The organism is Pseudomonas sp. G11 (genome assembly GCF_029457515.1).
Taxonomy (GTDB): domain Bacteria; phylum Pseudomonadota; class Gammaproteobacteria; order Pseudomonadales; family Pseudomonadaceae; genus Aquipseudomonas; species Aquipseudomonas gorinensis.
This window is the reverse complement of the sequence record NZ_CP120377.1, coordinates 1,666,950-1,692,732: the sequence shown is the minus strand read 5'-3', so window position 1 is coordinate 1,692,732 and position 25,783 is coordinate 1,666,950. Positions and strand designations below refer to the sequence as shown.

The window sequence follows — 25,783 nt, the reverse complement described above, 5'->3', positions numbered from 1 at the left end:
GTATAACGGCAAACGGGTGCAAACGGCAGTCCGCTTGGCGAAAAGGCAGACTACGCAGGGTTAAATGTGGGAGGGGGGGCACGCCCTCTCACACATTCTGATCGGTTGCGGCCTCAGGTCACTCGATGCCCACCTGGTTACGCCCGTTATGCTTGGCCGTATACAACCCCTTGTCCGCCGCCATGATCAGTTGTCGGCAATCGGTGCCTTGCACGGGCGTCATGGTCGACAGGCCGATGCTGATGGTCAGGCTGGAGCCTTCGGTCGGAGCGATATGGGGGATTTTCAGGGCCGCGACGGCCATGCGTAGCTTTTCCGCGACTAACCGCGCACCACCGGGCGAGGTGTTGGGCAGCACCAGGGCGAATTCTTCGCCGCCATAGCGCGCCGGCAAGTCCGAGGGGCGGCTGCTGGCTTCGCGGATGCTGGCGGCGACCTTGCGCAAGGCTTCGTCGCCTTCGACGTGGCCAAAGCTGTCGTTGTAGGTCTTGAAGAAATCCACATCGATCATCAGCAGCGACAACTGGGTCTGGTCGCGCAAGGCGCGGCGCCACTCCAGTTCCAGGTATTCGTCGAAGTGGCGGCGGTTGGACAGGCCGGTGAGGCCGTCGGAGTTCATCAGGCGCTGCAGCACCAGGTTGGTGTCCAGCAACTGTTGCTGGCTGACCCGCAGCGCGCGGTACGCCGCATCACGCTGCAACAAGGTCATGTACGAGCGCGAGTGGTAGCGAATACGCGCCACCAGTTCGATATTATCCGGCAGCTTGACCAGGTAATCATTGGCCCCGGCCGAGAACGCCGCGCTCTTGATCAGGGGGTCTTCCTTGGTGGAAAGCACAATGATCGGAATGTTTTGCGTGGCCGGGTGGTTGCGGTATTCGCGCACCAGGGTCAGGCCATCCAGGCCGGGCATCACCAGGTCCTGCAGGATCACCGTGGGCTTGATGCGGATCGCCTGGGCAATCGCCTGGTGCGGATCGGCACAGAAGTGGAAGTCGATGTTTTCTTCGTGGGCCAGGCCGCGTCGTACGGCTTCACCGATCATCGCCTGGTCATCGACCAGCAACACCATGGCGGCGTTTTCGTCGGTCTTGATGTCGTCGATCTGTAAGTCATTCATGTGCAGTCACCTGAATTACTGCCTGCAAACCAGCAGCCGGAGGTACGGATCATTTTGCAAACACCTCCAGCAATCGGGGCGCAATTCTATCCAATGGGCGAATTTCAACAGCAGCATCAATCGCCGCCGCCGCTTTGGGCATGCCATACACCGCCGAACTCTGCTGGTCCTGGGCGATGGTCAAATATCCTTGTTCACGCATCAATTTGAGGCCCTGGGCTCCGTCACGGCCCATGCCGGTCAGCAATACGCCGACGGCATCGCCATTCCAGTGGCTGGCGACGCTTTCGAAAAACACGTCGATGGACGGCCGGTAAATTTCGTTCACCGGCTCTGCGGTATAGGCCAGCGTGCCATTTTTCAACAGGCGTATATGGTGGTTGGTGCCGGCCAGCAGCACCACGCCGCTTTGTGGCGGCTCGCCTTCGCGTGCCAGGCGCACCGGCAGGCCGGAGGCGCTGCTCAACCACTCGGCCATACCGGCGGCGAACACCTGGTCCACATGCTGCACCAGCACAATGGCGGCGGGAAAGTCCCGGGGCAAGCCCTTGAGGAGGATTTCCAGGGCAGCCGGCCCACCGGCCGAGGAACCGATCGCCACCAGGCTCTGGCGTTTGCCGGTGCTGCGCGGGGTTGCGGTTTCGGCGCGTACGCGGCTGCCACGCTGGCCAATCAGCCAGCCAATATTGAGGATCTTGCGCAACAACGGCGCCGCCGCGTCCTTGGGGTTGCCCACGCCGAGCGCCGGTGTATCCACCACATCAAGGGCACCATGGCCCATGGCCTCGAACACACGGCTGACATTGGCCTGGCGGTCGACCGTGACGATCACGATCGCGCACGGGGTCTCGGCCATGATCCGCCGGGTGGCCTCCACACCGTCCATCACCGGCATGATCAGGTCCATCAGGATCAGGTCCGGCGTCAGTTCGGCGCAGCGCTGCACCGCTTCGAGGCCATTGCTGGCAACCCACACCACCTGGTGCGCGGGCTCGAAACTCAAGGCACGGCGCAGGGCTTCCACGGCCATGGGCATGTCATTGACGATCGCAATCCTCATGCCCGGGCCCCTCCAATCAGTTCCACCACGGCGTCCAACAGGGCGTCGTCGTGAAAGCTGGCTTTGGCCAAATAATAGTCGGCGCCAGCGTCCAGTCCCCGACGTCGGTCTTCTTCGCGATCCTTGTACGACACCACCATCACCGGCAACGATTGCAAGCGCGTGTCACGCCGCAGGAGTGTGACCAATTCAATACCGTCCATGCGAGGCATATCGATGTCAGTGATCAGCAGGTCGAAGTCTTCCGAGCGCAAGGCGTTCCAGCCGTCCATGCCATCGACCGCCACGGCCACTTCATAACCGCGATTGAGCAGCAATTTGCGTTGCAACTCGCGCACGGTGAGCGAGTCGTCGACCACCAGCACCCGCTTGCGTGGCGCTTCGGTGGCCTGCTGGCTGCGCCGGGCGATCCGCTCCAGGCGCCCGGTGTTGAGCAGTTTGTCCACCGAACGCAGCATGTCTTCGACATCGACGATCAAGACGACCGAGCCATCGTCCAGCAAGGCGCCGGCAGAAATATCCTGGACCTTGCCCAGGCGATCATCCAGCGGTAACACCACCAGGGTGCGCTCGCCGACAAAACGCTCCACGGCAATGCCGTACACCGCATCGCGCTCGCGAATCACCACCACCTTCAGGGTTTCGTCATTGCTTTGCCCCGGCGGGCGCTGCAGCAACTGGCTGGCCGCGACCAGGCCGACATGCCGGCCTTCGTGCCAGAAGTGCTGGCGCCCTTCCAGTTGCACAATGTCGTCGGGGGCCAGGTCGCACATGCGCTCGATGTGGGCCAGCGGAAAGGCATAGGCTTCTTCGCCGACTTCCACCACCAGGCTGCGCACCACCGACAGGGTCAACGGCACTTCGAGGTGGAAACGACTGCCCTGCCCCGGCGTCTGCTCCAGCACCACCGCCCCCCGCAATTGGCGCACCATATGCTGCACCGCGTCCAGGCCGACCCCGCGCCCGGACACCTCGGTGACCTTGTCCCGCAGGCTGAAGCCCGGCAGGAACAGGAACGTCAGCAGTTCTTCTTCGCTCAGGCGCAGGGCGGTCTCCAGCGGGGCCAGGTGCCGATCGACGATGGTGGCGCGCAGACGCTCGAGGTCGACGCCACTGCCGTCGTCGCTTAACTCCAGCACCAACAGCCCAGCCTGATGGGACGCGCGCAGGCGGATCAAGCCCTCTGCCGGCTTGCCCGCGAGCAGGCGCTGTTCGGGCAGTTCAATGCCATGGTCGACGGCATTGCGCAGCAGATGGGTCAGCGGCGCTTCGAGCTTTTCCAGCACGTCGCGGTCGACCTGGGTTTTTTCGCCCTCGATTTCCAGGCGCACCTGCTTGCCCAGGCTGCGGCCGAGGTCGCGCACCATGCGCACCTGCCCGGCCAGCACATCGGCAAACGGGCGCATGCGACAGGCCAACGCGGTGTCGTAGAGCACTTGGGCGCGTTGCCCGGCCTGCCAGCCGAACTCATCCAGCTCGGCGGTTTTTTCTGCGAGCAGGGCCTGGGCTTCACTCAACAGGCGCCGGGTGTCAGCCAGGGCTTCCAGGGCTTCGAGGGGCAAGCCGAGGGGCTTGAGGTGGCCATCGAGATGGTCCAGGGCGCGCGCACTGTTGCTCTGGATCCGCTTGAGGCGTTGCAGGCTGGCCAGGTAAGGCTTGAGCCGCTGGGTTTCCACCAGGGATTTGCTGGACAGGTCCAACAGGCTGTTCAGGCGCTCGGCGGTGACCCGCAAGACCCGCTCGCCCCCTTCGGTCATGCGTTTGTTGTGGCGCGGTGGCTCGCCGATAACAGGCGGCGCGGGCTCGGGTTCAGGCGGCAGCGCCTCGACCACAGGGGCGGGAACCGGTACCGGCTCCGGCGGTGGGGCGACTTTCGCCACGGGCTGCGACGGATCGAGCAAGCGCTCCATCAACGCCACATAGGCCTCGATATCTGCCGGCCCCACGGTGTTGCCCGGGGTGGCGATGCGCATCAGCAGGTCGGTGCCTTGCAGCAGCGCATCGATATGCTCGGGTTGCAGGTACAGGCGACTTTCCTGGGCGCTGACCAGGCAATCCTCCATGACATGCGCCACGCTGACCCCGGCGTCCACACCGACAATCCGCGCGGCCCCCTTGAGCGAGTGCGCGGCACGCATGCAGGCCTCGAGCTGGTCGGCTTGGGTCGGGTTGCGCTCCAGGGCCAGCAGGCCCGCGTTCAAGACCTGGGTCTGCGCATCGGCTTCCAGGCTGAACAGTTCCAGCAGCGAGGCATCACGCATCTGGTCGGGGGTCATGTGAGGCTCCGGGTCACGGCAGACAACAATTGCGCCTCATCCAGCCAACGCAGGCTGCGGCCTTTCCACTGCAACACCCCTTGGGTGAAGCGAGCGCTGGCCTGGGTGCCGGAGGCCGAGGCTGCCTTCAAGGTACGCTCATCGATGGCGTGGATGCCGTCGACTTCATCCACTGGCACCACCACCGGACCATCCTGCGCGGCGATGATCAACATGCGCGGCATGCTCCGCCCACCGCTAGCGCTGGTGCCGGCGGCGTCCAGGCCCAGCAGTTCCACCAGCGACAGGCACGCCACCAGCGCGCCGCGCACATTGGCCACACCGAGCAACGCCCGGGAGCGCTGGTGCGGCAGGGAGTGAATCGGTTGCAACGGCGCCACTTCCACCAGGCAACGGGTGGCGATACCCAGCCATTCTTCGCCGAGGCGGAACATCAGCAACGAACGGGTGACGATATCCTGATCGAGTTCGACCGCTGCCCGGCGGTGGTCGTCCTGTTGCAGGGCGTAGCGGTCCAGCAAGCGCGTGGCGGCGGCGGAGTACACCGCGCAGTTGCGGCAGTGAATATGATCGGCCAGCAGTGCGCAGGACTTGTCACCATGGATGCCGATACGGTTCCAGCAATCATCGATGGCCTGGGTGTCGGCCAGGGTCAGGTCCAGGCCGGCGGTGTCGAGTGCGTCAGGGCTACTCATCGTTTGGACTCACTGTCAGCTCGCTCACTACGGGCAGCACGCGCCTGCAAGCGGCGTGCCCCCGCGCTGTCGCCCTGGGATTCGAGTAACGCAGCCAGGTGCATCAAGGCCTGCGCGTGCTGCGGTTCCAGATACAAGGCTTTTCGATAATACCCCTGGGCTTCCAGGGCGCTGCCGGCCACATCACTGAGCAGCCCCAACCAGTAGAACACCTGGGCGACCGGTGGGTGGGCATTCAAATAACGTTCACAGGCCGCACGGGCCTCGGCGCTTTTGCCCTCGTTGGCCAGGGTGGCGATCTGGCTGAGCAAGTCACCGGCCTCGGATGGCGGCGCCTTGATCGGCACGCCATGGGGGCGAACCGTGCTGAAGGGGCGTGGCTTGAGCGGAATCGGCGCAGCACTGCGCGGCGGCGCCGGCATGGGCCTTGGCACAAAGGCCGGCTCCGGTTGGTCCGGCGCGCCCTGCCGACTGAAGGCGAACGACTGCGGCACCCCAATCGAGCGCATGCCATGGCGGCCCAGCAGGCTGCCCTCGGCCGGGCCGATAAACAGCACGCCGTCCACGTGGGTCAGGGCCTTGAGCACGTCGAACACTTGTTTTTGCGTCGGCTGGTCGAAATAGATCAGCAGGTTGCGACAGAACACAAAGTCGTAGCTGGGCTCATTCGCCAGCAATCCGGGGTCGAGCAGGTTGCCGACTTGCAGGCGTACCTGTTCGCGTACGCGGTCGGCGATATGGAACCCGTCGGCGTGCTCCACGAAGTGGCGCTCACGAAAGGCCAGGTCCCCTCCCCGAAAGGAGTTCTTGCCATACACGCCGCGCCGGGCACGCTCCACCGACAGCGGGCTGACGTCGATGCCTTGCACCTTGAATTGGTGCGGTGCCAGCCCGGCGTCGAGCAAGGCCATGGCGATCGAATAGGGCTCTTCGCCGGTGGAACACGGCAGGCTGAGGATGCGCAATGCGCGCATTTGCTTGATCTCGGCCAGGCGGGCGACCGCCAGCCGCGCCAGGGTCGCGAAGGATTCGGGGTAACGGAAAAACCAGGTTTCGGGGACGATTACTGCTTCGATCAGCGCTTGCTGTTCATCATGGGAACGTTGCAGGTGCTGCCAATATTCATCCGCCGTCTGCGCCTGGCTCACCTGGCTACGCTGGCGCACAGCGCGCTCGATGATCGCCTCGCCGACCGAAGCGACGTCCAGGCCGATGCGTTGCTTCAGGAACGCAAAAAACCGTGGGTCGTTGCTCATAGGCTTTGCTCGGCGGAAAACAGCAAGGCGCGCACTTCATCGGTGAGCAATTCGTTGACGCCGATCCACTGCATCAAGCCCAAGGCATCTTCACGCACCGGCCCCAGGTACGGCGCCGCGCGGTTGTCCAGGCCGTACGGCTTGAACTCCCCCAGGTCGCAACGCAGGGTGTCCGTGGCTTGTTCCAGGATCAGCCCCAGCCAGCGGGCCTGGAGCCAGGGTTCGGGCTGGTAATTGACCAACACCAAGCGTGTGCTGGTGCGGACCTGGGCCGGTTTGCCGAAGGCCAGGGCGCTCAGGTCGATAACCGGCACCATCGCGCCCCGATGGGCAAAGATGCCTGCGACCCACTGCGGTGCATGGGCGATGGGTTTGAGCAGCAGGCGCGGCAGCACCTCGGCCACCTCAGTGGCCCTGAGGGCATAACGCTCGTCACCGATGTGGAACACCAGGAACAAGGCCTTTTTCGCTGCCGGGACGGCGCCGCGTTTAGCCGCGAGGTCGCTCATCAGACTTTGAAACGCGACACGCCGCTGCGCAGACCGACCGCCACCTGGCTCAGCTCATCGATAGCAAAGCTGGCCTGGCGCAAGGACTCGACGGTCTGGCTGCTGGCATCGCCCAGTTGCACCAGGGCGTGGTTGATCTGCTCGGCACCCGTGGCCTGGGCCTGCATGCCTTCGTTGACCATCAACACCCGCGGCGCCAGGGCCTGCACCTGATGGATGATCTGCGAGAGTTGTTCGCCCACTTGCTGCACTTCGAACATGCCCCGGCGCACTTCTTCGGAGAACTTGTCCATGCCCATCACCCCGGCGGACACCGCCGACTGAATCTCGCGCACCATCTGTTCGATATCGTAGGTGGCCACGGCGGTCTGGTCGGCCAGGCGCCGTACCTCGGTGGCCACCACGGCAAAGCCCCGACCGTACTCACCGGCTTTCTCGGCCTCGATGGCCGCGTTGAGGGACAACAGGTTGGTCTGGTCGGCGACCTTGACGATCGTCACGACCACCTGGTTGATGTTGCCGGCCTTCTCATTGAGGATCGCCAGCTTGGCGTTGACCAGGTCGGCGGCGCCCATCACCGAGTGCATGGTCTCTTCCATGCGCGCCAGGCCCTGCTGGCCGGAACCGGCGGCGACCGAAGCCTGGTCGGCAGCCGTGGACACTTCGGTCATGGTACGGACCAGGTCCTTGGAGGTGGCCGCGATCTCCCGCGAAGTGGCGCCGATTTCGGTGGTGGTTGCCGCGGTTTCAGTGGCTGTGGCCTGCTGCTGCTTGGAGGTAGCGGCAATCTCGGTGACCGAGGTGGTGACCTGCACCGACGAACGCTGTGCCTGGGCAACCAGGGCAGTCAGCTCGGTCATCATGTCGTTGAAGCCGGTCTCCACCTCGCCGAACTCGTCCTTGCGCGCCAGGTTCAGGCGTTTGCTGAGGTCACCGGTACGCATGACGCCGAGGATCTCGACGATGCGGTGCATCGGCGCCATGATCGCGCGCATCAACAACAGGCCACACAGGCCGGCGGCGAGGATGGCAACGATCAGCGACACCGCCATGCTGATCTTGGCGGACAGCACCGCGTCGTCGATGGCCGCCGTGGCCCGGTCGGATACGTCCTTGTTTTCAGTGATGATGTCGTTGAGCTTCATGCGCCCTTCGGTCCAGATCGGCGTCAATTGCTCTTCAAGCAACACGTTCGCCCCCGGCAGGTCGTTGGCCTCAATCCGAGCCAGCACCTCGGCCAGCGCTTTGTTGTAGTTGATGTGCGACGCCTTGAAGTTATCGAACTCCATGCGGTCAGCCTGGCCATGAACGGTTTTTTCATAGCTGGCCATCAGCAGTTCAATGCGCGTTTCGAAAGACTTGTAGTCGGTCTTGTCGGAACTGGTGAGGGTCTTTTCGTCGCGCAAGCCAATGATGTCGACAGTCAGCAAATAGCTGTCGACCCACGCGCTGCGAATCATCGAACTGAGGTAAACCCCGGGGACCGCATCGTCGCGGACCGATTCCTGGCTGGCTTCGATCTTCAGCAACCGTGAGTAGGACACCACGACCATCAGCAGCATTATCGCGATAATGACCGCAAAGCTCGCCAAAATTCGCTGGCGCAAGGTCCAATTCTTCACAGTATTTCCTCGAAGGGCCATTCAAATGGAGGGGAGTATAGCTGAGCAGAAGCCCTCATTTATCAATGGGTTTTGATGTGGCGCGCGCAGAACGTAAAAAAAAACCTGTGGGAGGGGGCTTGCTCCCGATAGCGGTGGTTCAGTTGAAGTCTCTACAAACGGGGGCAGCGCCATCGGGAGCCAGCCACCCCTGTTCAAACATAAAATAAGTTATTGATTTTAAATAATTAAAATCTTGCTTAAACGACCGTATTTTTGTGGCGAGCGAGCGGTTGTGGCGAGCAGGCCTGTTGTGGCGAGCGGGCTTGCCCCGCGTTGGGCTGCGAAGCAGCCCCAAAACCAGGCACAGTGGTGTGTCAGTTAAAAATACATCGCCTGTAATGGGGCCGCTTCGCGCCCCAACGCGGGGCAAGCCCGCTCGCCACAACAAGCCCGCTTGCCACAACAGGCCCGCTCGCCACAACAGGCCCGCTCGCCACGACAAGCCTGCTCTCTACAGGGAGTCCAGTAGAAGAGGGAGTGGGCCCTTCTACAGGTTTAACGACGTACGCCTTGTATCTACGAGTTGAGTCTCACCTGTTTTTCCAACTCAACCTTCAAGCCAGGCTCAAGCTTCAATTGGCGCGCCAACTCATCCAGATATGCCTTCTCCATAAAGTTTTCCTCATCCACCAGCATCACACTGGCGATGTACATCTCGGCGGCCATTTCCGGGGTGCTGGCGGCACGGGCCACATCGGCCGGGTCCAGGGGTTTGTTCAGCTCGGCATGCAGCCAGCTTTGCAATTCGCGGTCGTTGTCCAGCTTGGTGAATTCCCCTTCGATCAGCGCGCGCTCGCGTTCATCTACATGACCGTCGGCCTTGGCGGCCGCCACCAATGCCTTGAGGATACCCTGGCTGTGTTGTTCGACCTGGGCCGGTGGCAGGCGGTCGATGGTCTGCGGCTCGCCTTGGGGCGCGCTGGCCTGCTGCGCTTGCCAGTTGCCGTAGGCTTTGTAGGCAATCACACCCAGCGCCGCCAGCCCGCCATAGGTCAGGGCCTTGCCGCCGAATTTGCGCGCTTTCTTGTTACCCAGTAACAACCCCATGGCCCCGGCCGCCAGGGCGCCGCCGCCCGCGCCGCCGAGCAGGCTGCCGAGCCCGCCACCGCCGAGCAACCCGCCAAGGGCACCTTTGTCGTCCGACTTGCGCTGGCCGCTGGCCTTGTTCTGCAACATGTCCTGGCCAGACTTGAGCAACTGATCGAGCAATCCACGGGTATTCATTCGTAGCCTCCAGACACTAGGGTTCATAGGACCAATAGGCCCCCAGCGTAAAACTAAGTGCCAAAAACCCCCGATCTAGAGTGCTTCCAGATGTAACGCGGCTATCCTTCGGTTAAATCGATATACACTCGAGAAAATCGATAAAAACACCCCACTGGTAATTCCAGCATGATGACCTTGCGTCAAATCCGCCATTTCATCGCCGTGGCCGAGACCGGCTCGATCTCCGCGGCCGCGCAGACCGCGTTCATTTCCCAGTCCACACTGACCCTGGCGATCCAGCAACTGGAGCAGGAAATCGGCGTCAACCTGTTCAACCGCCACGCCAAGGGCATGACCCTGACCCACCAGGGTCATCAGTTCCTGCGCCAGGCGCACTTGATCCTGGCCACCGTCGACAACGCCAAGCGCAGCCTGCAACAGAGCACCGACCAGGTCGCCGGACAATTGATCATCGGCGTGACCAGCCTGGTGGCCGGCTACTACCTGGCCGACCTGCTCACCCGTTTCCAACGCGCCTACCCCAATGTGGAAATCCGCGTAATGGAAGACGAGCGCCCGTACATCGAGCATTTGCTGGTCAGCGGCGAGATCGATGTGGGGGTGCTGATCCTCTCCAACCTCGAAGACCGCCACGCCCTGCAGACCGAAGTGCTCACCCACTCGCCCCACCGCCTGTGGCTGCCGGCGCAACATCCACTGCTGGAGCACGACAGCATCAACCTCGCCGATGTCGCGCGCGAGCCGTTGATTCAGTTGAACGTCGATGAAATGGGCCACAACGCCCAACGCCTATGGGCCGGTGCCGGGCTGCATCCGCGCGTGACCCTGCGCACGGCATCCACCGAAGCGGTGCGCAGCCTGGTGGCGGCGGGCCTGGGTGTGTCGATCCAGCCGGATATGACGTACCGCCCCTGGTCCCTGGAAGGCGACATTATTGAAGCGCGACCCATCGCCGACCTCAGCCAGACCCTTGACGTCGGCCTGGCCTGGCGCCGCGGCACGGCGCGACCGGCGCTGGTCGATCCGTTCCTGACCGTCGCGCGTGAGCAGCCACACCCGCGCAAGCCATCTATTTAATCGAATGCGGCATTCAGTATTTAGTATTTGTTGACCTCGCGCTTGACCTCTAGTCTCTGTTCATCCCCTAAGAGAAAGGTCAGGCCCTCGTAAGAGAACGCCCATGGCCACACAAGAAAAGAGATCGCGAAAAATGTCCGGCGCGCCCACCCCGCTGCTCACTGCGTTGCTGATCGACGGCGAACTGGTCCAGGGCCAGGGTTTTGCCGAGCCGATCCTCAACCCGGCCACCGGCGAAGTACTCACCCAGATCGCCGAAGCCAGCGCCGAGCAGGTCGAAAGCGCCATCCTCGCCGCCCACCGGGCGTTTGCCGGCTGGTCGCGGACCACGCCGCAGCAGCGGTCGAACATCCTGCTGGGCATTGCCGAAGCCATCGAGAAACAGGCCGACTACCTGGCCCGCCTCGAATCCCTGAACTGCGGCAAGCCGTTGCACCTGGCGCGCCAGGATGACTTGAGCGCCACCGTCGATGTGTTCCGCTTCTTCGCCGGGGCCGTGCGGTGCCAGACCGGCCAGCTCAGCGGCGAATACCTGCCAGGCTACACCAGCATGGTGCGGCGTGATCCGATTGGCGTCGTTGCCTCCATCGCGCCATGGAATTACCCGCTGATGATGGCCGCGTGGAAGATCGCCCCTGCGCTCGCCGCGGGTAATACATTGGTATTCAAGCCCTCGGAACACACGCCACTGTCGATCCTCGCCCTTGCCCCCGTCCTTAAAGCGCTGCTGCCACGCGGGGTGATCAATATTCTGTGTGGCGGCGGCGAAGGGGTGGGCAGCCATCTGGTCAGCCACCCGAAGGTGCGCATGGTGTCACTGACCGGCGACATCGTCACCGGGCAGAAAATCCTCCAAGCCGCGTCCAAAACCCTGAAACGCACGCACCTGGAATTGGGCGGCAAGGCGCCGGTGATCGTGTGCAACGACGCCGACTTGCAAGCCGTGGTCGAGGGCGTGCGCGCCTACGGTTACTACAACGCTGGCCAGGATTGCACTGCGGCATGCCGCATCTACGCCCAGGCGGGCATTCACGACAAACTGGTCGCCGACCTCGGCGCCGCCGTCAGCAGCCTGCGCTTTGCGGGCAAGCGCGATGCCGACAACGAACTCGGCCCGCTGATCAGTACGCGCCAGCGCGACCGCGTCGCCAGTTTTGTCGAACGCGCCCTCGGCCAACCGCATATCGAGCGGATCACCGGCGCCGCCGTGCATTCCGGCGCAGGCTTTTATTACCAGCCGACCTTGCTCGCCGGCTGTAAGCAGCACGATGAAATCGTCCAGCGCGAAGTGTTCGGCCCCGTGGTCACGGTGACGCGCTTCGAGGAGCTGGAACAGGCGGTGGATTGGGCCAATGATTCGGAATACGGCCTGGCCTCCTCCGTGTGGACCCAGAACCTGGACAAGGCCATGCAAGTGGCGGCGCGCCTGCAATACGGCTGCACCTGGATCAACAGCCATTTCATGCTGGTCAGCGAAATGCCCCACGGCGGCTTGAAGCGCTCGGGGTATGGGAAAGATCTGTCCAGTGATTCGCTACAGGACTACAGCGTGGTGCGCCACATCATGGCGCGCCACGGCCAGCACCTTTAAAACAACAACTAAGCTCATGCGTCACCGGTTGCACAAAACTGCCCCGACCATAATTAAAGAAGAGGGAACCCCCATGTCCGCGCACAAGACCGCACTGCTCAGTGCCCTGACCACCGCGCTGCTGACGAGCGTCAGTCTCCACGCCGCCGAGCCGCTCAAGGCGGTGGGTGCTGGTGAAGGCCAGTTGGATATCGTCGCCTGGCCCGGCTATATCGAACGTGGCGAGAGCGACAAAGCCTACGATTGGGTCACAGGTTTCGAGAAAGAAACCGGCTGCAAGGTCAATGTGAAAACCGCCGCCACTTCTGACGAAATGGTCAGTTTGATGGCCAAGGGCGGTTACGACCTGGTCACCGCGTCGGGCGATGCGTCGCTGCGGTTGATCGTCGGCAAGCGTGTGCAGCCGATCAACACCGCGTTGATCCCCAACTGGAAGAGCATCGACCCGCGCCTGAAAGATGCGCCGTGGTACGTGGTCGGCCAGCAAACCTACGGCACGCCGTACCAATGGGGCCCGAACGTGTTGATGTACAACACCAACGTGTTCAAGACAGCACCCACCAGTTGGAGCGTGCTCTTCGAGGCGCAGAACCTGCCGGACGGCAAGCCGAACAAAGGTCGCGTGCAGGCGTATGACGGCCCGATCTACATCGCCGATGCGGCGCTGTACCTCAAGTCGACCAAGCCGGAACTGGGCATCCAGAGCCCGTATGAGCTGACCGAAACCCAGTACAAGGCCGTGCTTGAGCTGTTACGCGCCCAGCAACCACTGATCCACCGCTACTGGCACGACACCACCGTGCAGATGAGTGACTTCAAGAACGAAGGCGTGGTGGCCTCCAGCGCCTGGCCTTATCAGGTCAACGGCCTGGTCAACGAGAAGCAGCCGATCGCCTCGACTATTCCCAAGGAAGGCGCCACCGGCTGGGCCGACACCACCATGTTGCACAGCGAGGCCAAGCACCCGAACTGCGCCTACAAGTGGATGGACTGGTCGCTGCAGCCGAAGGTCCAGGGCGATGTCGCGGCCTGGTTCGGCTCGCTGCCGGCGGTGCCGGCGGCCTGCACCGGCAGCGAACTGCTGGGTGCCGAGGGTTGCAAGACCAACGGCTTCGACCAGTTCGACAAGATCGCCTTCTGGAAAACCCCGCAGGCTGAAGGCGGCAAGTTCGTGCCGTACAGCCGCTGGACCCAGGACTACATCGCGATCATGGGCGGCCGCTGAGGCTTCCCAGACAACATAGGTCTCCTGTGGGAGGGGGCTTGCCCCCGATTGCGATGTGTCAGCCAACCTATCTGTCACTGAACCACCGCTATCGGGGGCAAGCCCCCTCCCACATTGACCGCATTCATAGATGTTTTGATTTTTCAGAAGTCCAGGCCGGGCCGCTGCGACGACCCGCGCCTTTTGGGAGCACCGCACCATGACGCTTGCAGTCCAATTCACCCACGTCTCCCGGCAGTTCGGCGAAGTGAAAGCCGTTGACCGGGTTTCCATCGATATCCAGGACGGCGAGTTCTTTTCCATGCTCGGCCCTTCCGGCTCCGGCAAGACCACTTGCCTGCGCCTGATTGCCGGGTTCGAGCAGCCGAGCGCAGGCTCGATCCGTATTCACGGCGAGGAAGCCGCGGGCTTGCCGCCGTATCAGCGCGACGTCAATACCGTGTTCCAGGATTACGCGCTGTTCCCCCATATGAACGTGCTCGACAACGTGGCCTATGGCCTGAAAGTCAAAGGCGTGGGCAAGCCCGAACGCCTCGAGCGCGCCGAAGAAGCCCTGGCCATGGTCGCCCTCGGTGGCTATGGCGAGCGCAAGCCGGTGCAACTCTCCGGCGGGCAACGCCAGCGCGTGGCCCTTGCCCGCGCCCTGGTCAATCGCCCGCGCGTATTGTTGCTGGACGAACCCCTGGGTGCGCTCGACCTCAAGCTGCGCGAGCAGATGCAAAGCGAGCTGAAAAAGCTGCAACGCCAACTGGGCATCACCTTTATCTTCGTCACCCACGACCAGACCGAAGCCCTGTCGATGTCTGACCGCGTGGCCGTGTTCAATAAGGGTCGCATCGAGCAGGTGGATACGCCGCGCAATCTCTATATGAAGCCGGCCACCGTGTTCGTCGCCGAGTTCGTCGGCACCTCCAACGTGATTCGCGGTGAACTGGCCCAGCGCCTCAGCGGCAGTGCGCAGCCGTTCTCGATCCGCCCGGAACACGTGCGGTTCGCCGAAGGCCCGTTGGGGGCTGGCGACGTGGAAATCAGCGGCCTGTTGCATGACATTCAGTACCAGGGCAGCGCCACCCGCTATGAATTGAAACTGGAAAACGGCCAGGCGCTGAACATCAGCCAGGCCAACAACCAGTGGCTGGACATCAGCAGCGGCCATCAGGTCGGCCAGCCCATCACCGCCCGTTGGGCGCGGGGAGCCATGACTCCGCTGACCGATATCGCAGGCGAGGTCTGACATGAGCCTGGCCCTTTCCCAACCACCGATGCGCAGGTTTTCCAACCTGCTGTACCGCAAGCCCAACCTTTACCTGGCGATGCTGCTGGTGCCGCCGCTGATCTGGTTCGGCGCGATCTACCTGGGTTCGTTGTTGACCCTGCTGTGGCAAGGCTTTTATACCTTTGACGACTTCACCATGGCGGTCACCCCGGACCTGACCCTGGCCAACTTCGCCGCGCTGTTCCAGCCGTCGAACTTCGACATCATCCTGCGCACCCTGAGCATGGCGATCGTGGTGTCGATCGCCAGCGCGATAGTGGCCTTCCCGATTGCCTACTACATGGCGCGCTACACCACGGGCAAGACCAAGGCGTTCTTCTACATCGCGGTAATGATGCCCATGTGGGCCAGCTATATCGTCAAGGCCTATGCCTGGACCTTGCTGCTGGCCAAGGGCGGTGTGGCGCAGTGGTTCGTGCAGCACCTGGGCCTGGAGCCGGTGTTGCAGTTCGTGCTGGGCATTCCCGGCGTAGGCGGCAGCACCTTGAGCACCTCACACCTGGGCCGGTTCATGGTGTTCGTCTATATCTGGTTGCCGTTCATGATCCTGCCGATCCAGGCCTCGCTGGAGCGTTTGCCACCGTCGCTGCTGCAAGCCTCGGCCGATCTGGGCGCCAAGCCGCGCCAGACGTTCATGCAGGTGATCTTGCCGCTGTCGGTGCCGGGGATTGCCGCCGGTTCGATCTTCACGTTTTCGCTGACCCTGGGCGATTTCATCGTGCCGCAACTGGTCGGCCCACCGGGTTACTTCGTCGGCGGCATGGTGTATGCCCAGCAAGGCGCCATCGGCAATATGCCCATGGCCGCGGCGTTCACCCTGGTGCCGATCGTGCTGATCGCGGTGTACTTGTCCATCGTCAAACGCCTGGGGGCCTTCGATGCACTCTGAGAAATCATCACTCGGCTTGAAGATTGCAGCCTGGGGCGGCCTGGTGTTCCTGCACTTTCCGATCCTGATCATCTTCCTTTACGCCTTCAACACCGAAGAAGCCGCGTTCAGCTTCCCGCCCCAGGGCTTTACCCTGAAGTGGTTCAGCGTGGCCTTCGCCCGGCCCGACGTGCTGGACGCGATCAAGCTGTCGCTGCAAATTGCAGGCATCGCCACCCTGATCGCCATGGTGCTCGGCACGCTCGCGTCGGCCGCCCTGTATCGCCGTGAGTTCTTTGGCAAGCAAGGCGTGTCGTTGATGCTGATCCTGCCGATTGCACTGCCGGGGATCATCACCGGTATCGCCCTGCTGGCAACGTTCAAGACCCTGGGCATCGAGCCGGGGATGTTCACCATCATCGTCGGCCATGCGACCTTCTGCGTGGTGATCGTCTACAACAACGTCATCGCCCGCCTGCGCCGCACCTCCCACAGCCTGATCGAAGCGTCGATGGACCTGGGCGCCGACGGCTGGCAGACCTTCCGCTACATCATCATGCCCAACCTCGGCTCGGCGCTGCTGGCCGGCGGCATGCTGGCGTTTGCGCTGTCGTTCGACGAAATCATCGTCACCACCTTCACCGCCGGGCACGAGCGCACCTTGCCGCTGTGGCTGCTCAACCAGCTCAGTCGCCCACGGGATGTACCGGTGACCAACGTGGTGGCGATGCTGGTGATGATCGTGACGATGTTCCCGATTCTGGGGGCCTATTACCTGACGCGCGGCGGTGAAAGCGTGGCCGGTAGTGGCGGTAAATAACTTTTTTATTGAAGGCACCGCGCTCAAATGTGGGAGGGGGCTTGCTCCCGATGGCGGTACATCAGCCCCCTCCCACATGTGAACCCGGTTCTTTCAGTGACATAACAATAGTGTTGAGGAGGACTGAACCATGCAAACCAAACTCTTGATCAACGGCCACCTGGTCGAAGGCGAAGGCCCGATCCAAGCCATCTTCAACCCGGCACTCGGCCGCGTGCTGGTGGAAATCAAGGAAGCCAGCGAAGCCCAGGTCGACGCCGCCGTGCGCGCCGCCGATGCGGCCTTTGAAAGCTGGTCGCAGACCGCGCCCAAGGATCGTTCGCTGTTGCTGCTCAAACTGGCGGACGTGATCGAAGCCCATGGCGAAGAGCTGGCCAAGCTGGAATCGGACAACTGCGGCAAGCCTTACAGCGCGACGCTGAACGACGAGATCCCGGCGATTGCCGACGTGTTTCGTTTCTTCGCCGGCGCCAGCCGCTGCATGAGCGGTTCGGCCGGCGGCGAATACCTGCCCGGCCACACCTCGATGATCCGCCGCGACCCGGTGGGCGTGATCGCCTCCATCGCGCCGTGGAACTACCCGCTGATGATGGTCGCCTGGAAGATCGCCCCGGCCCTCGCTGCGGGTAATACCGTAGTGCTCAAGCCATCGGAACAAACCCCGCTGACCGCGCTGCGCCTGGTCGAGCTCGCCTCGGAGATATTCCCGGCCGGCGTACTCAACCTGGTTTTCGGTCGTGGGCCTACCGTGGGCAACCCACTGGTGACTCACCCGAAAGTGCGCATGGTGTCGTTGACCGGCTCCATCGCCACCGGCGCGAATATCATCGCCAGCACTGCTGACAACGTGAAGCGCATGCACATGGAACTGGGGGGCAAGGCCCCGGTGATCATCTTCAATGACGCCGATATCGATGCCGCCGTCGAGGGCATTCGCACCTTCGGTTTCTATAACGCGGGCCAGGATTGCACGGCCGCCTGCCGCATTTATGCGCAGGCCGATATCTACGACGCCTTTGTCGAAAAGCTCGGCGCCGCCGTCGCCAGCATCAAGTACGGCTTGCAGGATGACCCCAGCACCGAGCTGGGCCCGCTGATCACCGCACAGCACCGCGACCGTGTCGCCGGGTTTGTCGAACGCGCCATGGCGCAGCCGCATATTCGCCTGGTCACCGGCGGCAAGGCGGTCGAAGGCAACGGTTTCTTCTTTGAACCGACGGTGTTGGCTGATGCGCAGCAGGATGACGAGATCGTGCGCCGTGAAGTGTTCGGGCCGGTGGTGTCGGTGACCAAGTTCACCGATGAGGCGCAGGTGCTGGGCTGGGCCAATGATTCGGACTACGGTCTGGCGTCATCCGTATGGACGGCCGATGTGGGGCGCGCCCATCGCCTGGCCGCTCGTTTGCAATACGGCTGCACCTGGGTGAACACCCACTTCATGCTCGTCAGCGAAATGCCCCACGGCGGCCAGAAGCTGTCGGGGTATGGCAAAGACATGTCCATGTATGGGTTGGAGGACTACACCACGGTTCGCCATGTGATGTTCAAGCACTGATCCATGCCCAAACGCTTTAACGCTTTAACGCTTTAACGCTTTAACGCTTTAACGCTTTAACGCTTTAATTGTAGGAGCGAGCTTGCTCGCGAAGAACGTCAACGATAACGCGGACATTCTGATTGACCGCGGTGCTCTTGCGTTCTTCGCGAGCAAGCTCGCTCCTACAGTTGAAACACCTACAGCGATAAAACCCAGGTTTCCCCCATGGACATCACCCACCGCGACGTCCTCAACGACGTCGCCATCTCCCTCCCCCGGTTAGAGATGTAAACGATGTCCCCGGTTTATACCGGTTGCTCCCTCCCACCTTTGGATCTTCATAATGGTTGGGTAATGTGTTCACTCACAGCCCGGAAATGTCTTGTTTCATATGCGGCGCCATCACCCCGATATCAATCATTTTTCCTACGTCATAGAACCGCTTAAGCTATCCGGCGTCTGTTTAATGTCCGTTGCGTTTGGTCGAAGGCATGTCCGAACCGTTATTTTTGATCCGTTACGTGCCAGGAACGGCGCTGGATTTGCTCACGACAGGTTGTGTCTATGCACCGCAGGAATTTGCTTAAAGCATCCATGGCCATTGCGGCTTACACCGGATTGTCAGCCAGTGGCCTGCTGGCCGCGCAGGCCTGGGCCGGGAACCGTGCCGCCGACGGCAAGGCCGTGGCGTTCGATTTCGAAACGCTGAAGGCCCAGGCCAAACAGCTCGCCGGGACCGCATATAAAGACACCAAACAGGTGCTGCCGCCGACACTGGCGACCATGACCCCGCAGAATTTCAATGCCATCGGCTACGACGGCAAGCATTCGCTGTGGAAGGAGTTGAACGGCCAATTGGACGTGCAGTTCTTCCACGTTGGCATGGGCTTCAAGACGCCGGTGCGCATGCACAGTGTCGACCCGAAGACCCGGGAAGCCCGCGAAGTGCATTTCCGCCCTTCGCTGTTCAACTATGAAAAAACCACGGTCGACACTCAGCAACTGACCGGCGACCTGGGCTTCTCTGGCTTCAAGCTGTTCAAGGCACCGGAACTGGATCGCCACGACGTGCTGTCGTTTCTCGGCGCCAGCTACTTCCGCGCGGTGGATTCCACCGGCCAGTACGGCCTTTCCGCACGAGGCCTGGCGATTGATACCTACGCGAAAAAGCGCGAGGAGTTCCCCGACTTTACGCAGTTCTGGTTCGAAACCCCGGACAAGGACGCCACGCGTTTCGTGGTCTACGCCCTGCTCGACTCGCCGAGTGCCACCGGCGCCTATCGCTTTGATATCGACTGCCAGGCCAACCAGGTGGTGATGGCCATCGACGCCAATATCAATGCGCGCACCGCCATCGAACAACTGGGTATCGCGCCGATGACCAGCATGTTCAGTTGCGGCACCCACGAACGGCGCATGTGCGACACCATCCACCCGCAAATCCACGACTCGGACCGCCTGGCGATGTGGCGTGGCAATGGCGAGTGGATTTGCCGCCCATTGAACAACCCGGCCAAGCTGCAATTCAACGCCTTCGCCGACACCGACCCGAAAGGTTTCGGCCTGGTGCAGACCGACCATGAGTTCGCCAGCTACCAGGACACCGTGGACTGGTACAGCAAGCGCCCAAGCCTGTGGGTCGAACCCACCACCGCCTGGGGCGAAGGCTCGATCGACCTGCTGGAAATCCCGACCACCGGCGAAACCCTCGACAATATCGTGGCCTTCTGGACGCCGAAAAAACCCGTGGCGGCCGGCGATTCGCTCAATTATGGCTACAAACTGTACTGGAGCGCCCTGCCGCCGGTGAGCACGCCGCTGGCGCAAGTCGATGCGACTCGTTCCGGCATGGGCGGTTTCACCGAAGGGTGGGCACCGGGCGAGCATTACCCGCCAGTTTGGGCACGCCGTTTCGCCGTGGACTTCAAGGGCGGCGGCCTGGATCGCCTGCCACCCGGCACCGGTATCGAGCCCGTGGTCACCTGTTCCCATGGTGAAGTGAAAGACTTCAGCGTGCTGGTGCTCGACAACATCAAGGGCTACCGCATTCTGTTCGACTGGTACCCGACCAGCGACAGCGTGGAGCCGGTGGAACTGCGCTTGTTTATCCGCACCCAGGACCGCACCTTGAGCGAAACCTGGCTGTACCAGTACTTCCCGCCGGCACCGGACCAGCGTAAGTACACATGATGCGTTGACTTGAACATGGGCGCGGGCTTGCTCACCGCAGCAAGCCCGCCCCCATGTTCAGCGGCGAATCAGAACCGCGACACGCTCTTCATCGCGCCAATCAGATACCGCATCGCCACCTGATCGCTTTCGGTCAGGGCGCGATACTGCGCCAGTAATTCAGCTTCATCGGAACTCAACCTTTGGGCGCGCAAGTACACCCTGCGGGTCAGAAAAGACACCACCACACCGGCTACACCATAGGACTTGGCCATGGACTGTTTCTCCTGATATCGATCAAAACTCCGTGTGCCCATTACCCGCCTCCCGTGAAGCGCAATGCTTCGGCAGACAAACCGGCTGACTCCCTGGGCCAGGAATCAGACTTACCCTAAGCGTAGAAACAATCTCGTGACGTGTGGGATTTTTTTAGAGTATTCACTTAAATAATTGGGTCAGGAATAAATACCTACAGCCCTGTCCCACAGTTGCGGGCAAAAAAAAACCCACCGGGCCAGGGTGGGTTTTGTGAGCGCGGATGAAGGCTCAATCCCTGAGATCAGACTCATGAATCGGCTGGTCGCGATGAGTCGCCCGTTGGTACTGGGCCGGCCAGATTGCCTTGCGCCCACCGAGATCATCGTCGGCATGCAGCGGCCAGTACGGGTCACGCAGCAGTTCACGGGCGAGGAAGATGATATCGGCCTGGCAGGTGCGCAGGATGTGCTCGGCCTGGGCCGGTTCGGTGATCATGCCGACGGTGCCGGTGGCGATGCCCGACTCTTTGCGCACACGCTCGGCGAAGCGTGTCTGGTAGCCCGGCCCCGTGGGGATCTCGGCATTGGCGGCGGTGCCACCGGAGGACACGTCGATCAGGTCCACGCCCAGGTCTTTGAGGCGACGCGCCAGTTCCACGGTTTCATCCGGGTTCCAGCCGTCTTCCACCCAGTCGGTGGCCGAAACCCGCACAAACAACGGCAGCTCCTGGGGCCAGGCTTCGCGCACCGCTTCGGTCACTTGCAGCACCAGGCGGATACGGTTTTCAAAGGACCCGCCGTATTGGTCCTGACGCTGGTTGCTGATGGGCGACAGAAATTGATGTAACAGGTAACCATGCGCCGCGTGGATTTCCACCACCTCGAAACCCGCGGTCAACGCACGCTTGGCGGCGGCGACAAAGTCGCTGATCACTTGCTGGATCTGAGCGTCATCCAGTTGCCGGGGTTGCGTGTGGTTCGGGTCAAAGGCAATCGGCGACGGCCCCACCGGCACCCAGCCGCCGTCTTCCGGCTTGACGCTGCCATGCTTGCCGATCCACGGCCGATGGGTGCTGGCCTTGCGCCCGGCGTGGGCCAGTTGAATGCCGGCCACCGCGCCCTGGGCGGCGATAAAGCGGGTGATGCGTTGCAAGGGTGCGATCTGTTCATCGTTCCACAAGCCCAGGTCTTGGGCGGTGATACGGCCATCGGCGGTGACCGCGGTGGCTTCGGTAAAAATCAGCCCGGCGCCGCCGACGGCACGACTGCCAAGGTGGACGAGGTGCCAGTCATTAGCCAGGCCATCGACACAGGAGTATTGGCACATCGGCGACACGGCAATGCGATTGAGCAGGGTCAATTGGCGCAGGGTATAGGGTTCGAGCAGCTGACTCATGGCGCACCTCTTCTTGGCTTTTGGGCACTTCTGTAGGAGCGAGCTGGCTCGCGAAAGCCTCATAGACACCGCGTTTATCGAGGATCGAGGCGTTACCGTTAACGTTTTTCGCGGGCAAGCCCGCTCCTACACAACAGTGCTTAGAGCCTAGTCGACAACGCTGGATTGCACAGGGTTCAGAAACGAAAACGGGAGCCGATTGCCGGCTCCCGTGGTGCGGCCTCTTACATTTCGACCTGGGTGCCCAGCTCGATCACCCGGTTGACCGGGAGCTTGAAGAAACGCAGGTTGCCGTTGGCGTTCTTCAACATGAACGCGAACAAGCCCTCGCGCCAGCGCGCCATGCCTTTGATCCGCGAGGCGATGACCGTTTCGCGGCTGAGGAAGTACGTGGTGCGCATCGGGCTGAAATCCAGCTCGTCCAGATGGCACAGTTTCAACGCTTCAGGCACGTCCGGCTCATCGGTAAAGCCGAAGTGCAGGATCACGCGGAAGAAACCTTCGCCATAGGCATCCACCTCGAAGCGCCGTGCGGCCGGCACCCGCGGAATATCCTCATAGACCACCGTCAGCAACACCACCTGCTCGTGCAGCACCTGGTTATGCAGCAGGTTGTGCAACAGCGCGTGGGGCACGGCGTCGGGCCGTGCGGTGAGGAACACCGCGGTGCCCTGCACACGATGGGGCGGTTGCACACGGATGCTGCCGATAAAGATCGGCAGTGGCAGGCCGCCTTCGTCGAGGCGATCCATCAGCAGTTCCTTGCCGCGTTTCCACGTGGTCATCAGGATAAACAACACGATCCCCGCCAACACCGGGAACGCACCGCCCTGGACGATTTTCGGCACGTTGGCGGCGAAGAACAGGCCGTCCACCAGCAGGAAACCGATCAATACCGGAATCGCCAGCAGCGGTGGCCACTTCCACAGCAACAGCATCACCGCCGACACCAGGATACTGGTGATCAGCATGGTGCCGGTCACCGCGACACCGTAGGCGGAAGCCAGGGCATTGGAGGACTCGAAGCCCAGTACCAGCAGAATCACACCCACCATCAACGACCAGTTCACAGCACCAATGTAGATCTGGCCTTGCTCGGCGCTGGAGGTGTGCTGGATGTGCATACGGGGGATGTAGCCCAACTGGATCGCCTGGCGAGTCAGGGAGAACGCACCGGAAATCACGGCCTGGGACGCAATCACCGTCGCCAGGGTCGACAGCACCACCAGCGGAATCAACGCCCAGCTCGGCGCCAGCAGGTAGAACGGGTTGCGCGCCGCTTCGGGGTTTTCCAGCAACAACGCGCCCTGGCCGAAATAGTTGAGCACCAGCGCCGGCAGCACAAGGGCGAACCAGGCACGGGCGATGGGCTTGCGCCCGAAGTGGCCCATGTCAGCGTACAGCGCCTCGGCACCGGTCAAGGCCAGCACCACAGCGCCGAGAATCGCCACGCCCATGCCGGGGTGGACGACAAAGAAGCGCACACCCCAGACCGGGTTCAGCGCGTTGAGCACTTCCGGATGCTGGCTGATGCCATGCACCCCCAGGCCCGCCAGCACCAGGAACCACAACACCATGACCGGGCCGAACAGCTTGCCGATACGGTCGGTGCCGTGTTTCTGGATCAGGAACAGGCCCACCAGCACCACCAGCGACAACGGCACGACCCAGCGCTCAAGCCCATCAAAGGCCAGTTCAAGGCCCTCTACCGCCGAGAGTACCGAGATTGCCGGGGTGATCATGCTATCGCCGTAGAACAGCGCGGCACCGATCAGGCCGAGAATCACCAGCACCGACCGCAACTTGGGATACGGCGACGCCGCCCGCCGCGCCAGCGCCGTCAGGGCCATGATGCCGCCCTCGCCCTGGTTGTCGGCGCGCAGGATAAACAGCACGTACTTGATCGACACCACCCAGACCAGCGACCAGAAAATCAACGCCAGAATGCCGAAGACCCCGTCATGATTGACTGAAACCCCATACCCGCCGGCAAACACCTCTTTAAGGGTATAGAGCGGGCTGGTACCAATATCGCCGTACACCACCCCGACCGCCGCCACCAGCATGCCTATCGGCTTGGCGTTTGAATGCTCGGCACCCGCTGCCTGACTACTTGCCTGACCCATCAACCACTCCTGCCCTTTGACCTGAGGTCTTTTATAAACAACGCGCCTAAGCTGACCCTAGCATGCGCTGTTTTACTTCTCGTAACAGACGTTTTATTGACCCAGGGCTTTCCCCGCGAGCAACGGCGCGAAGCATAGCGCAGCACTCGTCGCATTTCCCTGCATAAAGCTGGTCAAGTGCGTTGCCCGTCGCTAGAATTGCGCACTTTTTGATCAGAGGCGCAGCAAGCGCCCGTCCGCAGCCCTGTCATGCCCGACTGGCGGCGTCATTCAATACCGAGGTTAGACATGTCCACCACCATCGCAAAGGCCAACCCCAAGGTTGGCTTTGTTTCCCTGGGTTGCCCGAAGGCCCTGGTTGACTCCGAACGCATCCTGACCCAACTGCGCATGGAAGGTTATGACGTGGTGTCCACTTACCAGGACGCGGACGTGGTGGTGGTCAATACCTGCGGCTTCATCGACTCGGCCAAGGCAGAGTCGCTGGAAGTGATCGGCGAAGCCATCAAGGAAAACGGCAAGGTCATCGTGACCGGCTGCATGGGTGTGGAAGAAGGCAATATCCGCAATGTGCACCCGAGCGTGTTGGCGGTGACCGGCCCGCAGCAGTACGAACAGGTGGTCAACGCTGTGCACGACGTCGTGCCACCACGCCAGGACCACAACCCGCTGATCGACCTGGTGCCGCCGCAAGGCATCAAGCTGACCCCGCGTCACTACGCGTACCTGAAGATTTCCGAAGGCTGCAACCACAGCTGCAGCTTCTGCATCATCCCGTCGATGCGCGGCAAGCTGGTCAGCCGCCCCGTGGGTGATGTATTGGACGAAGCCCAGCGCCTGGTCAAATCCGGCGTAAAAGAGCTGCTGGTGATCTCCCAGGACACCAGCGCCTATGGCGTCGACGTGAAGTACCGCACCGGCTTCTGGAACGGCGCGCCGGTGAAAACCCGCATGACCGAACTGTGCGAAGCCTTGAGCAGCCTGGGTGTGTGGGTGCGCCTGCACTACGTTTACCCGTACCCGCACGTGGACGAGTTGATCCCGCTGATGGCCGCCGGCAAGATCCTGCCGTACCTGGACATCCCGTTCCAGCACGCCAGCCCGAAAGTGCTCAAGGCCATGAAACGCCCGGCCTTCGAGGACAAGACCCTGGCGCGCATCAAGAACTGGCGCGAAATCTGCCCGGACCTGATCATCCGTTCGACCTTTATCGTGGGCTTCCCCGGCGAAACCGAAGAAGACTTCCAATACCTGCTCGACTGGCTGACCGAAGCCCAGCTGGACCGCGTCGGCTGCTTCCAGTACTCGCCGGTGGAAGGTGCCCCGGCCAACCTGCTGGACCTGGCCGTGGTGCCGGATGACGTCAAGCAGGACCGTTGGGAGCGCTTCATGGCGCATCAGCAAGCGATCAGCTCGGCGCGCCTGCAACTGCGCATCGGCAAGGAAATCGAAGTGCTGATCGACGAAGTCGATGAACAAGGCGCGGTTGGCCGTTGCTTCTTCGATGCGCCGGAAATCGACGGCAACGTGTTTATCGACGATGCCACGGGCTTGAAGCCAGGTGACAAGGTCTGGTGCACCGTGACCGACGCCGACGAATACGACCTGTGGGCTGAAAAACGCGACTGATCGCT

20 protein-coding genes are annotated in these 25,783 nt (G+C 62.1%); 9 read left to right on the top strand and 11 right to left on the bottom strand.

The features are described from left to right. Positions 1–118: 118 nt before the first annotated feature. From P2T68_RS07660 to P2T68_RS07625, 8 genes are all read right to left on the bottom strand, one after another. Positions 119–1,120, bottom strand: coding sequence for a PleD family two-component system response regulator (locus tag P2T68_RS07660; RefSeq protein WP_024073785.1), 1,002 nt, complete (start codon positions 1,118–1,120; stop codon positions 119–121). 49 nt (positions 1,121–1,169) lie between these two features. Continuing rightward, on the bottom strand, positions 1,170–2,180 hold the full coding sequence (locus P2T68_RS07655) for a chemotaxis response regulator protein-glutamate methylesterase (protein ID WP_168232380.1): 1,011 nt from the start codon (positions 2,178–2,180) through the stop codon (positions 1,170–1,172). Next, the gene (locus P2T68_RS07650) at positions 2,177–4,456 is read right to left on the bottom strand and encodes a hybrid sensor histidine kinase/response regulator (RefSeq protein WP_193690243.1); all 2,280 of its coding nucleotides are present in this window, start codon (positions 4,454–4,456) and stop codon (positions 2,177–2,179) included. Before P2T68_RS07650 ends, P2T68_RS07655 begins: the two co-directional genes overlap by 4 nt. Then, positions 4,453–5,151, bottom strand: a complete 699-nt coding sequence (locus P2T68_RS07645; protein ID WP_277379210.1) for a chemotaxis protein CheW — start codon at positions 5,149–5,151, stop codon at positions 4,453–4,455. The genes P2T68_RS07650 and P2T68_RS07645 overlap by 4 nt, the downstream gene beginning before the upstream one ends. Further along, on the bottom strand, positions 5,148–6,407 hold the full coding sequence (locus tag P2T68_RS07640; RefSeq protein WP_024073781.1) for a CheR family methyltransferase: 1,260 nt from the start codon (positions 6,405–6,407) through the stop codon (positions 5,148–5,150). Before P2T68_RS07640 ends, P2T68_RS07645 begins: the two co-directional genes overlap by 4 nt. Continuing rightward, the gene (locus tag P2T68_RS07635; protein WP_024073780.1) at positions 6,404–6,916 is read right to left on the bottom strand and encodes a chemotaxis protein CheW; all 513 of its coding nucleotides are present in this window, start codon (positions 6,914–6,916) and stop codon (positions 6,404–6,406) included. The genes P2T68_RS07640 and P2T68_RS07635 overlap by 4 nt, the downstream gene beginning before the upstream one ends. Continuing rightward, positions 6,916–8,538, bottom strand: a complete 1,623-nt coding sequence (locus P2T68_RS07630; protein WP_024073779.1) for a methyl-accepting chemotaxis protein — start codon at positions 8,536–8,538, stop codon at positions 6,916–6,918. The genes P2T68_RS07635 and P2T68_RS07630 overlap by 1 nt, the downstream gene beginning before the upstream one ends. 558 nt (positions 8,539–9,096) lie before the next feature. After that, on the bottom strand, positions 9,097–9,804 hold the full coding sequence (locus P2T68_RS07625) for a tellurite resistance TerB family protein (RefSeq protein WP_024073778.1): 708 nt from the start codon (positions 9,802–9,804) through the stop codon (positions 9,097–9,099). A 168-nt stretch (positions 9,805–9,972) separates the two neighbouring features. On the opposite strand from P2T68_RS07625, the gene P2T68_RS07620 reads away from it, so the two are divergent. From P2T68_RS07620 to P2T68_RS07585, 8 genes are all read left to right on the top strand, one after another. Then, positions 9,973–10,884 (top strand): LysR family transcriptional regulator, encoded by a 912-nt coding sequence (locus P2T68_RS07620; protein WP_024073777.1) that lies wholly within the window; start codon positions 9,973–9,975, stop codon positions 10,882–10,884. A gap of 133 nt (positions 10,885–11,017) precedes the next feature. After that, complete coding sequence (locus P2T68_RS07615) at positions 11,018–12,475, top strand: gamma-aminobutyraldehyde dehydrogenase (RefSeq protein WP_024073776.1); 1,458 nt, start codon at positions 11,018–11,020, stop codon at positions 12,473–12,475. Positions 12,476–12,548: 73 nt separating this feature from the next. Next, complete coding sequence (gene ydcS, locus P2T68_RS07610; protein ID WP_024073775.1) at positions 12,549–13,700, top strand: putative ABC transporter substrate-binding protein YdcS; 1,152 nt, start codon at positions 12,549–12,551, stop codon at positions 13,698–13,700. Between the two features lie 199 nt (positions 13,701–13,899). Continuing rightward, positions 13,900–14,934: an ABC transporter ATP-binding protein gene (locus P2T68_RS07605; RefSeq protein ID WP_024073774.1), complete on the top strand. Its 1,035-nt coding sequence runs from the start codon at positions 13,900–13,902 to the stop codon at positions 14,932–14,934. Position 14,935: 1 nt separating this feature from the next. Continuing rightward, complete coding sequence (locus tag P2T68_RS07600) at positions 14,936–15,865, top strand: ABC transporter permease (RefSeq protein WP_069075375.1); 930 nt, start codon at positions 14,936–14,938, stop codon at positions 15,863–15,865. Continuing rightward, positions 15,855–16,664 (top strand): ABC transporter permease, encoded by an 810-nt coding sequence (locus P2T68_RS07595; RefSeq protein WP_102624406.1) that lies wholly within the window; start codon positions 15,855–15,857, stop codon positions 16,662–16,664. The genes P2T68_RS07600 and P2T68_RS07595 overlap by 11 nt, the downstream gene beginning before the upstream one ends. Before the next feature lie 130 nt (positions 16,665–16,794). Continuing rightward, on the top strand, positions 16,795–18,219 hold the full coding sequence (locus P2T68_RS07590; RefSeq protein ID WP_277379209.1) for a gamma-aminobutyraldehyde dehydrogenase: 1,425 nt from the start codon (positions 16,795–16,797) through the stop codon (positions 18,217–18,219). 546 nt (positions 18,220–18,765) lie between these two features. Then, a complete protein-coding gene (locus P2T68_RS07585; protein WP_024073769.1) occupies positions 18,766–20,391 on the top strand; it encodes a glucan biosynthesis protein D in 1,626 nt (541 codons plus the stop codon). A gap of 68 nt (positions 20,392–20,459) precedes the next feature. Here P2T68_RS07585 and P2T68_RS07580 read toward each other — a convergent pair whose 3' ends face one another. The 3 genes from P2T68_RS07580 to P2T68_RS07570 all read right to left on the bottom strand — a co-directional run bounded on the left by P2T68_RS07580 (position 20,460) and on the right by P2T68_RS07570 (position 24,149). Next, positions 20,460–20,645 carry a hypothetical protein gene (locus P2T68_RS07580; protein ID WP_069075373.1) on the bottom strand — a complete coding sequence of 62 codons (186 nt, stop codon included), beginning with the start codon at positions 20,643–20,645 and terminating at the stop codon, positions 20,460–20,462. A 271-nt stretch (positions 20,646–20,916) separates the two neighbouring features. Continuing rightward, positions 20,917–22,023, bottom strand: coding sequence for an NADH:flavin oxidoreductase/NADH oxidase (locus tag P2T68_RS07575; RefSeq protein WP_024073767.1), 1,107 nt, complete (start codon positions 22,021–22,023; stop codon positions 20,917–20,919). A 224-nt stretch (positions 22,024–22,247) separates the two neighbouring features. After that, entirely contained in the window at positions 22,248–24,149 is a 1,902-nt protein-coding gene (locus P2T68_RS07570; protein WP_024073766.1) for a potassium transporter Kup, read from the bottom strand. 300 nt (positions 24,150–24,449) lie between these two features. Here P2T68_RS07570 and rimO point away from each other — a divergent pair, with 300 nt between their 5' ends. After that, positions 24,450–25,778, top strand: a complete 1,329-nt coding sequence (gene rimO, locus P2T68_RS07565) for a 30S ribosomal protein S12 methylthiotransferase RimO (protein ID WP_172831374.1) — start codon at positions 24,450–24,452, stop codon at positions 25,776–25,778. Positions 25,779–25,783 lie beyond the last annotated feature (5 nt).